At 67.5% G+C, this 13,592-nt stretch carries 11 protein-coding genes; 3 read left to right on the top strand and 8 right to left on the bottom strand.

The features are described 5' to 3' along the window. Nucleotides 1-2: 2 nt before the first annotated feature. The 4 genes from HV798_RS26305 to HV798_RS26290 all read right to left on the bottom strand — a co-directional run bounded on the left by HV798_RS26305 (nucleotide 3) and on the right by HV798_RS26290 (nucleotide 4,934). On the bottom strand, nucleotides 3-1,106 hold the full coding sequence (locus HV798_RS26305; protein WP_025141146.1) for a polyamine ABC transporter substrate-binding protein: 1,104 nt from the start codon (nucleotides 1,104-1,106) through the stop codon (nucleotides 3-5). 153 nt (nucleotides 1,107-1,259) lie between these two features. After that, entirely contained in the window at nucleotides 1,260-1,925 is a 666-nt protein-coding gene (locus HV798_RS26300; protein WP_246289191.1) for a 3-deoxy-D-manno-octulosonic acid kinase, read from the bottom strand. A gap of 55 nt (nucleotides 1,926-1,980) precedes the next feature. Beyond that, complete coding sequence (locus tag HV798_RS26295; protein ID WP_081821791.1) at nucleotides 1,981-2,403, bottom strand: group II truncated hemoglobin; 423 nt, start codon at nucleotides 2,401-2,403, stop codon at nucleotides 1,981-1,983. Further along, nucleotides 2,403-4,934, bottom strand: a complete 2,532-nt coding sequence (locus HV798_RS26290) for an ABC transporter permease (protein WP_175194670.1) — start codon at nucleotides 4,932-4,934, stop codon at nucleotides 2,403-2,405. The genes HV798_RS26295 and HV798_RS26290 overlap by 1 nt, the downstream gene beginning before the upstream one ends. A 115-nt stretch (nucleotides 4,935-5,049) precedes the next feature. On the opposite strand from HV798_RS26290, the gene HV798_RS26285 reads away from it, so the two are divergent. From HV798_RS26285 to HV798_RS26275, 3 genes are all read left to right on the top strand, one after another. Continuing rightward, nucleotides 5,050-6,024: a TRAP transporter substrate-binding protein gene (locus tag HV798_RS26285; RefSeq protein ID WP_175194672.1), complete on the top strand. Its 975-nt coding sequence runs from the start codon at nucleotides 5,050-5,052 to the stop codon at nucleotides 6,022-6,024. Nucleotides 6,025-6,260: 236 nt separating this feature from the next. Beyond that, complete coding sequence (locus tag HV798_RS26280) at nucleotides 6,261-6,761, top strand: TRAP transporter small permease (RefSeq protein ID WP_175194674.1); 501 nt, start codon at nucleotides 6,261-6,263, stop codon at nucleotides 6,759-6,761. 34 nt (nucleotides 6,762-6,795) lie between these two features. Then, nucleotides 6,796-8,073 carry a TRAP transporter large permease gene (locus HV798_RS26275; protein ID WP_175194676.1) on the top strand — a complete coding sequence of 426 codons (1,278 nt, stop codon included), beginning with the start codon at nucleotides 6,796-6,798 and terminating at the stop codon, nucleotides 8,071-8,073. Nucleotides 8,074-8,928: 855 nt separating this feature from the next. Here the strand turns inward: HV798_RS26275 and HV798_RS26270 are convergent. From HV798_RS26270 to HV798_RS26255, 4 genes are read right to left on the bottom strand one after another with little or no spacing between them, the layout of a single operon-like run. Further along, nucleotides 8,929-9,900 carry an ABC transporter ATP-binding protein gene (locus HV798_RS26270; protein WP_175194678.1) on the bottom strand — a complete coding sequence of 324 codons (972 nt, stop codon included), beginning with the start codon at nucleotides 9,898-9,900 and terminating at the stop codon, nucleotides 8,929-8,931. After that, on the bottom strand, nucleotides 9,890-10,897 hold the full coding sequence (locus tag HV798_RS26265) for an ABC transporter ATP-binding protein (protein ID WP_175194679.1): 1,008 nt from the start codon (nucleotides 10,895-10,897) through the stop codon (nucleotides 9,890-9,892). The genes HV798_RS26270 and HV798_RS26265 overlap by 11 nt, the downstream gene beginning before the upstream one ends. Further along, entirely contained in the window at nucleotides 10,894-12,381 is a 1,488-nt protein-coding gene (locus HV798_RS26260) for an amidohydrolase family protein (RefSeq protein ID WP_175194681.1), read from the bottom strand. Before HV798_RS26260 ends, HV798_RS26265 begins: the two co-directional genes overlap by 4 nt. Next, on the bottom strand, nucleotides 12,381-13,574 hold the full coding sequence (locus HV798_RS26255) for an amidohydrolase family protein (RefSeq protein WP_175194684.1): 1,194 nt from the start codon (nucleotides 13,572-13,574) through the stop codon (nucleotides 12,381-12,383). The genes HV798_RS26260 and HV798_RS26255 overlap by 1 nt, the downstream gene beginning before the upstream one ends. Nucleotides 13,575-13,592: the final 18 nt, after the last annotated feature.

The following is a 13,592-nucleotide window of genomic DNA, read 5'->3' as shown; positions in this document are numbered from 1 at the left end:
GGCTATCGTCCAGACTTCAGCTCGGCCCACATGCGGGTTTGCAGGCGCTGGATGTTCAAGGGCTGGGCCTTGATGACGTACAAGGTCTTGGAGACCTCGGGCGACGGGTAGATCATGGGGTTGTCCGCCACGTCCTTGACCACGTACTTGCGCGCCTCTTTGTTGGCGTTCGGGTAGAACATGGTGTTGGTGATGGCGGCGTGCACCTGCGGCGTTTCGATGTAGTTGATGAACGCCAGGGCCTCTTCCGGATGCGGGGCGTCCTTGGGGATGACCATCAGGTCGAACCAGGCCGGGGCGCCGCCCTTGGGAATGAAGTAGTTCACTTCGTAGGACTTCTTGGCTTCCTGGGCCCGCTTGCGCGCGATCATGACGTCGCCCGAGAAGCCATAGACCATACACAAGTCGCCCACGGCGAGTTCGTCGATGTAGCCGGACGAACTGAACTGGCGGATGTACGGACGGATCTGTTTCAACACGTCCAGCGCGGCCTTGTAGTCGTCGGCGTTGGTGGTGTTGGGGTCTTTGCCCAGGTACTTGAGCACGGCCGGGAACACCTGCGCGGCTTCGTCCAGCATCGAGATGCCGCACTCTTTCAGCTTGGCGGCATTCTCGGGCTTGAAGATCATGTCCCAGTTGGCCAGGTCGACGTTGTCGCCCATGATCTGCTTGACCTTGGTGACGTTGTAGCCCAGGCCGTTGGTGCCGTAGCCCCAGGGCACGGCGTATTCATTGCCGGGGTCGACCGTGGCGACCAGCGCCATCACGTCGGGATCCAGGTACTTCAGGTTAGGCAGCTTGGACTTGTCCAGTTTCTGGAACAGGCCGGCCTCGATCTGGCGCGAGGCATAGTGCGTGGACGGGACAACGACGTCGTAACCCGATTTGCCGGCCAGCAATTTGGCCTGCAGGGTGTCGTTGCTGTCGTAGACGTCGTAGCGGACCTTGATGCCGGTTTCTTTCTCGAAACCCGGAATCGTGTCCGGGGCCGTGTACTCGGCCCAGTTGTAGACGTTGACGACCTTGTTCTGCGCCACCGCGGCCGACGTGGCTGCCATGACCAGCATCGTCCCTAGCGCCCAGCGCATTCCCGCCCTTAGTTTCATTACCAGCCCCCCAGCTATCCGCCGTAAGTTACAGGAGTACCAAAAGGCGAAATCATAAAGCTTTTTAGCAAGGACCTGACCAACTTTACCGGCAGATTTAGCCGAATTTGCCGCAATTAGGCCCTGATTGCGATGAACCGGGCGCGCCACGCCTTACGGCTGCACGCCCACGCCCCAGGCGGTCCAGTAGCTGTCGCGCAATTTGAGCCAGAAGCGCTCGCCCTCGTCGCCGGCCACCTTGACCAGCGAACGGCGCAGGCGATCCAGGTTGCCCTGGCGCTGGCGGTCGGACAGGCCGCCTTGCGTGCCGCGGTCGAAGTCGATCAGCCAGACCCGGCTGTCGGAACCGATCAGGATATTGAAGGCGTTCAGGTCGGCATGCCAGACGCCGGCCCGGTGCATCCGCACGATGGCCTCGGCCACCGGCTGCCAAAGCGGTTCGGCCAGGGCTTGCGCCAACGGCCGCACGCCCGGAATGCGTTCGACCACGATGGCCGCACGATAAGTGGGCCCCTGACGCCAGTAGGCGGCGGCCAGCGGCGCGGGCACCGGCAGGCCCTGGGCGCGCATCGCGGCCAGCAGGCGGAATTCGCGGAAGCTGCGGCTGCGGTCTTCGCCGGCCCACAGGTAGGTGTCGCGGCTGATCCTGGCGATGAGGCCGCCGCGGCGATAGCGCCGCAGCACGCCCTGCCAGCCCTGCCCCTGCACGAACCAGGCGGCCTGGCGGCCGCCGGCATCCACGGGCCGGGCCCGGTCGCCGTAATGGGACGGGTTGAAAATGTCGGGGCCCGACTCGCCCAGCCGGGCGTCGCTGAGCATGGCGCCGGCCAGCGGCGCGGGCCAGGCCTGGCGCCGGGCGCCCGAAGCGTCCGGCTTAGCCTTCACGGTTGCGCATCCAGTCGGCCACGCCGAAGAACGACTGCAACAGGCGCTCGACCAGCGCGGGCTCGATGCCTTCGTCTTCCATGGCCCGGCCCATGCAGGCCACCCATTGGTCGCGCTCGACGATGCCGATCGAGAACGGCAGGTGGCGGGCCCGCAACCGCGGATGGCCAAAGCGCTGAATATAGTGGTCGGGGCCGCCGAAGTAGCCGCACAGGAACCAGAACAGCTTGTCGCGGGCCTCGTCCAGGCTGGGGCCGTGGGCGGCCCGCAGTTCCTTCAGGTCGGGCTCGATGTCCATCAGGTCGTAGAAGCGGTCGACCAGGGCGCGCACGCCGGGTTCGCCGCCCAGAAGGTCGAAAATGCTGCGGGAAATATCCACGGGTTCGGTAATGATCTGCACGCGGGAACTCATCAGGTTTCTCTCAGGGTGACCAGGGGCGGGGTGCGCAGCACGCCGCGCAGCGCCAGCGCGCCGCCGGCCCAGGCGCCGAGCATACCCGCGCCGACCCCGACCAGCCAGGGCCAGAGGCTGAGGGTAATGGTGAAATCGAACACCTGGGTTGATAAAACCCAAGCGATCGCGGTGGCGCCGGCCGCGGCCAACAGGCCGGCCAGCCCGCCCACGGCCCACAATTCAAGGCGCTGCGACCGCGCCAGCTGGCTGCGGGTGGCGCCCAGCGCGCGCAGCACCGCGGCTTCGCGCATGCGTTCGTCGCGGGTGGCGGTCAGGGCGGCCGACAGCACCAGCACGCCGGCGGCCAGGGTGAACAGGAACAGCAGCTGCACCGCCCGGCCGACTTCGCTCAGCACCGACTGCAATTGCTGCAGGATGGCGCCGACGTCGAACACGGTCAGGTTGGGAAACTGGCGCACCAGCCCGGGCAGCACCTGCGCCTTGTCGGGCGGCAGGTAGAAAGACGTGATCCAGCTTTGCGGCATATCGGCCAGGGACTTGGGCGTGAGGATGGCGAAAAAATTGACGCGCATCGTATCCCAATCGACCCGGCGGGTGCTGGACACCGCCACTTCCACCTGCTGGCCGGCGACGTCGAAAGTCATCTTGTCGCCCAGCTTGATGCCCAGGGTCTTGGCCAGGCCCGATTCCAGCGACACCTCGGCCGACCCCGGCGTCAGCCAGCGGCCCTGCTCGATGCGGTTGGACGACGGCATCTCTTCGCCATAGGACAGGTTGAATTCGCGGTCCACCAGCCGCTTGGCGCGCGGCTCTTCGTAGTCGTCCGGCCCCACCGGCTTGCCGTTCACAGCGATCAGGCGGCCCCGCACCATCGGCGACAGCACGATGCCGCCCAGGCCCTCGCGGGTCAGCGCATCGGTCACGGCCTGGCGCTGGTCGGGCTGCACGTTGATCAGGAAACGGTTGGGTGCATCCGGCGGCAGCGTGCGCTGCCAGCCCTGGATCAGATCGGTGCGGGTCATGGCCAGCAGCAGCAAGGCCATCAGCCCGATCGCCAGCGCGCAGACCTGGGTGATGGTGGCGGCGCGGCGTCGCACCACCCCGGCCAGCGCAAAGCGCAGGGCCGGCAAGCCCGCCGCCAGGCCGCGCAGCCGCGCCAGGCCCAGGATGCACAGCCAGGCCACCAGCGCGAACACGGCGAATGCGCCCAGGAACCCGCCCGCCACCACGCCGCCCAGCTTGGCATCCCCGGCGAACCACCAGATCAGCAGCGCAAAGCCGACGGCGCCCACGATGTACCCGGTGGCACTGCGGGCGCTGATCGAATCCGCATCGCGCCGCAACACCCGGGCCGGCGGCACGTGGCGCAATTGCGCCAGGGCGGGCAAGGCAAAGCCCAGCAACAGCAGCAGCCCGGTCAACAGCCCTTGCAGGGCGGGAATCGCCGACGGCGCCGGCAAGGCCGTGTCGATCAGCGAAGCCAGCACCATCACCAGCACCTGGTGCACGGCGTAGCCCAAGAGGCAGCCCGCCGCCGAGGCAAACAGGCCGACCAGCGCGAATTCCAGCGTCAGCATGCGCGACACCTGCGACTGCACGGCGCCCAGGCAACGCATGACGGCGATGCCATCGCGGTGGCGGGTCATGTAGCGGCCCGCCGCCAGCGCCACCGCCACCGCGGAAATCAGCACGGCCAGCAGCGCGACCAGCGACAGGAAGCGCTGCGCCCGGTCGAGCGTGCGGCGCACTTCGGGCCGGCCGGACTCCAGCGTGGCGACCTTCTGGCCCCGTTTCAGGTTCTGGTTGAGCCAGGCGGAATACCCCGCCACCGCGTCCGGTTCGCCGGCAGCCAGCAGCGCATAGCCGATACGGCTGCCCGGTGCGATCAGGCCCGTGGCCGACAGGTCGCTGGCGCGCAGCAGCACGCGCGGCGCGACGTTCACGAACTGCATGCCGCGGTCGGGTTCGTAGGTGATCACGCGGTCGATGCGCAGGTGGGCATCGCCCACGTTCAGGGTGTCGCCCACCTTCAGGCCCAGCAGCGACAGCACCTGGGCATCCACCCAGACCGCCCCTTCGGGCGGAATCTCGCGGGTCGGCGCGTCCGGGCTGAACGGCGCATCGGCCACCCGCAGCGCGCCGCGCAGCGGATACCCCGGCTCGACAGCTTTCAGCGCGGCCAACTGGGCGCCGTCGCCCGCGCTGACCATGGACGGAAATTGCCAGGTGCTGGACACCTGCAGCCCACGTTCGCGCGCCTGGTCCATGAAGGCCGCCGGCACCGGCTCGTCGGCATCGAGCACCAGGTCCGCCCCCAGCATCTGGCCGGCGTCGCGTTCGAGCGCCCGGCTGACCCGGTCGGCCAGGAAGCCGACGCTGGTCACGGCGGCCACCGCCACCACCAGGGCCAGCACCAGCAGACGCAGCTCGCCCGCGCGGGCGTCGCGCATCATCATGCGGGCGCCCAGCGCCAGGGTGGTCCAGAAACCGGGGCGCCGGGCCCGCGAGACATCAGGGAAATCCATCATCTGCCAATGTTAACCAACGGCCGGAATGGGGGCCGAATCCCGCTATCATGCGCGAAGCGCCTTGCGGCGCCGCACCTATAGCTACACAAAAATACCCAAAACCCTGGAGAAGACAATGCGTAAATCCTGGCTCGCGGCCACGATTCTTGCCGCCTGCGCGGCCGCCGTTCCCCTGGCCGCCTCGGCCCAGACCCCCTTGAAGATGGCCTACGCCCTGTCCACGTCGTCGCACTACGGTGCCGGCGCCGACGCCCTGGCCAAGTCCATCGAGGCCTCCAGCAACGGCAAATACAAAGTACAGCAATTCGCCAACAGCGCGCTGGGCGGCGAACGCGAAGTGATCGAAGGCCTGCAGATCGGCACGATCGACCTGGCCGTCGTGTCGACCGGCGCCACCCTGAACTTCGTGCCCGAGACGGGCGTCTTCGACATTCCCTTCCTGCTGCGCGACCTGTCCCATGCCCGCAACGTGCTGGACAGCAAGATCGGACAGGATATGCTGGCAAAGTTCCCCAGCCGCGGCATCATCGCGCTGGCCTGGGGCGAACAGGGCTTTCGCCACCTGACCAACAACGTGCGCCCGGTGAAGACCCCGGCGGACGCCAAGGGCCTGAAGATCCGCACCACCGAGAACCCGATCCACATCACGGCGTTCCGCCAGATCGGCATCCTGCCCACCCCCATGGCCTGGCCCGAAGTGGCCACCGCCCTGCAGCAGGGCACCATCGACGGCCAGGAAAACCCGCTGTCGGTGATTACCTCGGCCAAGCTGTCGCAGATGCAGAAGTACCTGTCGCTGACCGGCCACGTCTACGGCCCGGCGCTGGTGCTGATGTCGTCCAACGTGTACGACGGCCTTTCGGCCGACGACAAGGCCAAGTTCGACAAGGCCGGCAAGGAATCCGCCCAGGCCATGCGCGCCTACGTGGACAACATCGAGAAGACCGGCGTCGAGCAGTTGAAGAAAGAAGGCATGCAAGTGTCTGAAGTCGACCGCGCGGCCTTCGCCGCCGCCGTCGAGCCGGCCTACCCCGAGTACTACAAGAAGTTCGACAAGAAGCTGATCGAAGCGATCCGCGACACCAAGTAAACCGGCGGCACGCGCTACGGCCGTGATGGAACCCGTTCCATTTCGGCCGCGGCCCTGCGCCGGACCGCGGTGCGCGTCCGCGACCGCTGCGCCGAAGGCGTGACGCCAGGCCGGATGCCTCTTGAGGCCGATGGCCGGGCACTCCATCCCGGTGTGCTTGCGCCCAGTGCGCCGCGTTCGCCCGCCTTGCCCCTGGCGTTGCCTTGCCCCTTTGTTATTCGCTACCGGAAACTCCCATGCGATTGCTCTGCGCCTTCGACCGCATCCTGTTCAAGCTGGTGTCGGTCGTCGCCCAACTCCTGCTGGTGGCCGCCGCGGCGGCCGCCTTCTATCAAGTCATCGCCCGTTTCGTGCTGCATTCGCCCGCCGACTGGAGCGAGGTGCTGACCCGCGCCCTGCTCATCTGGACGGTACTGCTGGGCGTGGCCCTGGCGTTTCGCCACGGCGCGATGATCAGCGTCGAACTGCTGCGCAACCTGCTGGGCGGCATGCGCCGCCGGGTACTGGAAGCCGTGATCGGCCTGATCTGCGCCGGCTTCCTGGTCTTCATCGCCTGGATCGGCGGCCAGATGACGTACCGCGTGCGCTTCCAGAACGTGCCCAGCCTGGACATCTCGATTTCCTGGATCTACTCGGCCATTCCGGTGGGCGCGACGCTCGCCGCCATCGCCGTGCTGGCCCGCTGGTGCGCCGGCGAGGAAGAAGACGTCCCCGTGCGCAACGACGCGCAAGGCTGAGACCCCGCCCCGAATCCAAGCAGACGATATCGCCATGTCCCAATTAATGATTGTCTCGATGCTGATTTTCTTCGGGCTGTCCGTGCCGGTCGCCGTGTCGATCGGCCTGGCCAGCCTGGCCGGCGTCGGCGCCGCCAACCTGCCCTGGCTGGTGGTGGCCCAGCAGCTGTTCGCCGCGCTGGATAAATACCCGCTGGTCGCAATTCCCTTTTTCATCCTGGCCGGCAACCTGATGGAAGCCGGCGGCATTTCCGAACGCATGGTGGAATTCGCCAAGAGCGTGGTGGGCGGCATCCAGGGCGGGCTGGCCTGCACCTGCGTGCTGACCTGCATGATCTTCGCCGCGGTCGCCGGCTCGAGCGTGGCGACGACCTTCGCAGTGGGCGCGATCCTGATCCCCGCGATGATCCGCCACGGCTACCCTGCCCCCTTCGCGGCGTCGTTGCAGGCCAGCGCGGCCGAGCTGGGCGTGATCATCCCGCCGTCGATCCCGATGATTCTGTTCGCGGTGTCGACTGACACGTCGACCGGCGAACTGTTCATCGCGGGCGTGATGCCCGGCATCCTGATCGGCGTGGCGCTGATGTTCTACGTCTGGATCTACGCCAAGCGCAACAACCTGGGCAAGCGCGACGGCGAAGGCCGCCTGCCGCTGTGGCCGGCGTTCAAGCGCGCCTGGCTGGCGCTGATGATGCCGGTGATCATCCTGGGCGGCATCTACGGCGGCGTGTTCACGCCGACGGAGGCGTCGGTGGTAGCGGTGATGTACGCGGTGGTGGTGGGCAAATTCATCTACCGCCGCCTGAGTTTCAAGCAACTGTCGGGCACGCTGCACAAGTCGGTGGTATCGACGGCGGTGATCATGTTCGTGATCGCCAACGCAGGGGTGTTCAGTTTCCTGCTGAACCGCGCAGGCATCCCGGACGCGCTGGGCATCTGGCTGTCGCAACTATTCGACACGCAGTTCACGTTCCTGATGGGCGTGAACGCAGCGCTGTTCGTGATCGGCATGTTCATCGAAACCTCGGCCTCGATCGTGGTGCTGGCCCCGCTGCTGCTGCCGGTGGCGCTGAAGTTCGGGGTGGACCCGGTGCACTTCGGCATCATCATGGTGGTGAACCTGGCCCTGGGCATGATCACCCCCCCATTCGGGGTGAATCTCTTTGCTGCGTGCGCGGTGGCTAAGTTGCCGTTGGAGAGGTTGATCAAGCCATTAGTGCCGTTCGTGGGGGTGGTGATTGTTTGCCTTCTTGTGATTACTTATTGGCCTGGGTTGTCGTTGGGGTTGCGGGATTTGGTTTATTCCAAATAGGTTTGTGGGTGCGTCGGTGGTTGCTTCGTAGGTCGCCCCTTGCGGTGGCGGCATGCGGAGTGGGCGCCCACGATTGCGGTCCGGAGCCTTCGCTCCGGACTGCCCCGTCGTCATCTTCGTCCGGGCCTTCGGCCCCTCCTTCAGATTCCCTCGGGCGCATCGAGGTTGCCCACTCCGCATGCCGCCACCGCAAGGGGCTACGTGCGTCTAGGGTTGTCGCGCTGCTAGACCTGTGGTCAGGGCATGAGATCTACAGGGTCGCCAAGCCGCGGCCGCGCGGGCGGCCACGTTTGGCATTGCGTTTTCGGGAAGTGTCTCGATGACGCTTCGCGCTGTTGGAGGTTGGTTTTCTGATGAGGCGCACATCAAGTGGGAGGGGCGGTGATGGGCGGCGCGCGAGACGGCCAGCATGCGCAAGCCAGTGCCACCACGCGCCGCCCATCACCGCCCCTCCCCCTGACTGCGGACCCACTAGAAAACCAGTCCGCATCAGCGCGAAGCGCCCCCGCACCGCAATCAACAACACAAATGCCAAACGTGGCCGCCCGCGCGGCCGCGGCTTGGCGGCCCTGTAGGTTTCATTCCTTGCACACGGGTCTAGCAGCGCGACAATTCTCGAAAACCGTAGCCCCTGGCGGCGGTGGCTTGCGGAGTGGGCAACCTCGATGCGCCCGAGGGAATCGGAAGGGAGCCGAAGGCGGACGACGATGACGAAGGGGGGGGCCGCCTAGGCAGTCCGGCGCCCGCGCGCCGGACCGCAATCGTGGGCGCCCACTCCGCAAGCCACCGCCGCCAGGGGCGACCTACGAAGAACAACCCACCGCATCAGCACCGTTCAAAAAAAAATGAAACGCCTCAAACCGCCCCAGCCACCAAATGACACCTTACCTCCCGCCCCCCAACAACAGCCACCTCAGGCACCACACTCCGGCACATCTCCTGCACCATCCCGCACCGAGTATGAAACGTGCACCCTGCCGGCGGCATGATCGGATTCGGAACCTCGCCTCCCATTGGCTCCCGATCCCGCCGCGGATCATCCAGATCCGGAATCGTGTCCAGCAGCATCTTCGTATAGGGGTGCTTTGGGGATTCGAATAGTTCGTCGGCCGCCGCCTGCTCCACGATGCGGCCCAGGTACATCACCGCTACCCGATCCGACACGTGCCGCACCACCGACAGGTTGTGGCTGATGAAGACGTAGGTCAGGCCGAATTCCTTTTGCAGGTCGCCCATCAGGTTCAGGATCTGTGCCTGTACCGATACGTCCAGCGCCGAGGTCGGTTCGTCGCAGACCAGGAACTCGGCTTCCGTCGCCAGCGCCCGCGCGATCGAAATGCGTTGGCGTTGGCCGCCCGAGAACTCGTGCGGGAAGCGGCTTGCGTCGCTGGCCGACAGGCCTACCAGCTCCAGCAGCTCGTCCACCCGGCGGCGCGTGTCCGCCGGGGTGGCGCGCAGGCCCAGCGTGATGATCGGTTCCGCCACGATATTGCCCACCCGCCAGCGCGGGTTCAGGCTGGCGTAGGGGTCCTGGAAAATCATTTGCGGGTGCAGCGTGCCGCCCTTGCGGTCGCGGCCGTAGCGCAGCGTGCCGCGCGTGGGCGCCACCAGGCCCACCAGCAGCTTGGCCAGCGTCGACTTGCCGCAGCCCGACTCGCCCACGATGCTCAGTGTGCTGCCGCGCGGCACCGCCAGCGACACCCCGTCCACCGCCTTCAGCGTTTGCTCGGGCTGGCGCGACAGCGTGCGTTCCAGCCAGGGCGGCGACACATCGAACCAGCAGGCCAGGTCGTCGGCCCGCAACAGGAAATCTTGGTCATGCGGCATGGGCGACGCCTCCTTGGTGCAGCCAGCAGGCGCTGACTGTCGCGCCCGACGGCGAGGCCGCCAGCGCCGGACGGGCCTGGCCGCAGCGCGGCCCGGCCATGGCGCAGCGCGGGTGGAACGCGCAGCCGTCCGGCATCGCGTGCAGCCGCGGCATCGCGCCGTCGATCTGGTTCAGGCGGGCCGCGCGGTGGCGCAGGCCCGGAATCGCATTCATCAGGCCCTGCGTGTAGGGATGGCCCGGGCGCCGCAGCACCTCGAGCACCGGGCCGATCTCGACGATGCGGCCCGCGTACATCACCGCCACCCGGTCCGCCGTTTCCGCGATCACGCCCATGTCGTGCGTCACCAGCAGCACCGACGTGCCCTGCTCGCGGCACAGGCGGCGCAGCAGCGCCGTGATCTGCGCCTGCACCGACACGTCCAGCGCCGTCGTCGGTTCGTCGGCGATGATCAGCCGCGGCCGGGCCGCCAGCGCCAGCGCAATCACCACCCGCTGGCGCATGCCGCCGGAAAACTGATGCGGGTAGTGGTCGATGCGGCGGTCGGCGGCCGGAATGCCCACCGCCACCAGCAGTTCCAGCGCCCGCTGGCGGGCCGCCGCGGGCGAACCCTTGTCGTGGTGGCGGATGGTTTCGACCAGTTGGTCGCCCACCGTGAACAGCGGGTGCAGGCTCGTCAGCGGGTCCTGGAAGATCGCGCCGATTTCCTTGCCGCGCAGTTGCTGGCGGGCCTTGGGCGACAGATTGTCGATGCGCCGGCCGGCCAGGAGGATCTCGCCGCCGCCCAGGCGCCCCGGCGGTTCCAGCAGGCCGATCACCGCCATGCCGGTCAGCGACTTGCCCGCGCCGGACTCGCCCACCATGCCCAGGATCTCGCCCGGCGCAATGTCGAACGTGATATCGCGCGTGGCCACCAGGGTGCCGTGGCGCGTGGGGAATTCCACCGACAGGCCGCGCACCGACAGCGTCGGGGCGGCGGGACTGGAAACGGTCGTCATGACGGGCTCCTTGGGGGCCGCGGGTAGCTGGATGAAAAAATCTCGTCGACGGGCGGATGGCCCCAGGTGCGGTCGGGGTAGCGCGCCACCAGGCCGTCGAACTGCGCCTGGGCCTGCGCTTGCGCCTGGGCGGCATCAAAGCCGGGAATCTGGCCGTCGACCATCACGAAGCGGCCGTCGATGACGACCTGCGACACGTCGCGGCCGCTGCCGCCCACCATCAGCGTCTGGATCGGGTCGATCAACTGGCCGTTGCGGTCGTGGGAAAAGTCGAACACCACGATGTCCGCCTTGGCGCCCGGCGCCAGGCGGCCCAGGTCGGGGCGGCCCAGGGCGTCGGCCCCACCGACCGTGGCGGCGTCGTAATAGTCTTCCGAGCGCACCGCCTCGGTGGACTGGTCGGTGACCCGGCACAGCATCATGCCCACCTGCATGTTCAGCACCATGTCCGGCGGCCAGGTATCGGTGCCCATGCCGATGTTGATGCCCTGCTTGCGGTAGCGGGCGAACGATTCCAGCGTGGCGCCGTGGCGCGCCGACACCAGCGGGCAATGCACGATGCTGGCGCCCGCGTCGCGGATGATGTCCAGGTCGCGCCCCGGCCGGTCGATATGGCGCGAGCCGGATACATAAGTACCGTGCGGCAGCAAGGCCCGCTCGGACAGGAAACCCAGGCTTTGCAGCCATTCGGGCGGGCTCATGCCGTGCTGTTCCAGGACCAGGTCGTACTCCAGCCGCGACTGGCAGCAATGCAGGCGGATCGGAATATCGCGCTCGCGCGCGGCGGCCGCCGATGCGCGCAGCAGTTCAGGCGTACAGGTTTCGATACGGTCGGGCGACAGCATGGCGCGCACCCGGCCGCCATGCAGGCCTTCGACCTCGTCGCAGAAGGCCACAGCCTGCGCCAGGCCGGCCAGGCCGCGCGCCTCGTCGTAGTGGCAGCGGATGGCGCCCTGCTCGTCCACGTAGGTATGGCCGCTGCGGTAGGCCGGGCCCAGGTAGACGCGCAGGCCCAGGTCGCCGGCCGCCTGGGCCGCTGACAGGAATTCGTCGCGGGTCTCGCCCCACACCCGATAGAACAGCGACGCGATCGGCAGCGCCGTGGTGATGCCGTTGCGAATCAGCTGGGCAAAAGCGTAGCGCTTCTGGAACGCCAGTTCGTCGGGGGTGTACATCTCGTACGGCCCCCGCTTCATGTAGGTCTCGGGCCAGATGCGGCCTCGGCGCCAGGCCGGCGAATTGTCGAAACCCAGGATGGTGGTGTCCAGGTCCGACAGCGCGTCCAGGTCCACGAAGCCCGGCCCGATCAGCGCGCGGCCGTAGTCGTAGCGGCGCGCGGCCACGCCGGGATAGCGGTGGCCCACGTAGACGATGCGGTCGCCCTGGAACACGACTTCGCCGTTCTCGTACAGGCAGTGGCGGCCATTTTCGTGGCCCACCACCCAGCGGGCGGTCAGCAGCGTGGCGTCGTCGCGGGCGGCCATCAGGGCGCCTCTACCAACGCACGGCCGTCGCGCGCCACCACCTGGCCGCGCTTGACCACCAGCTTGCGAACCGGGCGCGAGACGATGGCTTCGGCCACCGTCTCGGCCTCGACCAGCACGAAGTCGGCGTGGCAGCCCGGTGCCAGGCCGTAGTCGGCCAGGTCCATGACGCGGGCGTTGCCGTAGGTGGCCACGTGCAGGGCCAGCGCCAGTTCGTCGTCGCGGCGGAAATTGTTGCGCAGGCCCACCAGCATGGTGCGTTCCAGCATGTCGGGCTTGCCATAAGGGCCCCAGGTGTCGCGCATGCCGTCGTTGCCGGTACAGACCACCACGCCCGCGGCATGCAGCCGCGCCACGTTCGGCACCGGCCGCGAAGCCGAGCCGGTCGTCATGATGTGTACGCCCGCCTCAAGCAGCCCATCCACCAGCCCTTGCACTGCCTGCGCATCGGGCATGCCCAGGCAGAACGAATGCGACAGCGTCACCTTGCCCTGCATGCCCAGCGCCAGCACCCGGTCGATGGTCATCTGCATCGAGAACGCGCCCAGCTCGCCGGCTTCGTGCAGGTGGATGTCGATAGGCTTGCCGTGCTTGTCGGCCAGGGCAAAGATGGCGTCCAGGTGGCCCTTGGGGTCACGGTCTATGCCGGCCGGGTCCAGCCCGCCGACGACGTCCGCCCCCATGCGCAGCGCCTGGTCCATCAATGCCAGCGTGCCCGGGCGGATCAGCAGGCCGCTTTGCGGAAATGCGACGATCTGCACATCGATCTGGTCGCGGTACTGGTCACGGGCACGCATCACGCCTTCGATGGCGGCCACGCCGATGTCGGTGTCCACGTCGACGTGGCTGCGGATGTGGCTGGTGCCGTCGGCCACCGACATCACCAATTGGCGCGCCGACTGCCGGTACGGGTCGATGCCCAGGCGGCGCTTTTCCAGCCGTTCGTTGTCGATCTTGTCGATCAGGCGCGGCCCCACCTCGTTGCGGTACCAGGGCATGCCGTACATCGTCTTGTCCAGGTGGGCGTGCGCGTCGATCAGGCCGGGCAGCATGATCGCGCCGCCGCCGTATACCCGCGGCACGCTGTCGGGCACCGGGCCGTCGATGGCCGCGAAGCGCCCGTCACGCACCAGTACCGAGGCGATTTCGCCGCCCGCCGGGCGGACGTGGGTATATAGGGTTGCGTTATCCATGGTTCTACATTGCTCTCC

Origin of the sequence: Achromobacter deleyi (genome assembly GCF_902859705.1) — a bacterium.
Classification (GTDB): Bacteria; Pseudomonadota; Gammaproteobacteria; order Burkholderiales; family Burkholderiaceae_B; genus Achromobacter; species Achromobacter deleyi.
Note: the sequence above shows the minus strand (reverse complement) of the source record. Positions and strands in the feature narration are given on the sequence as shown.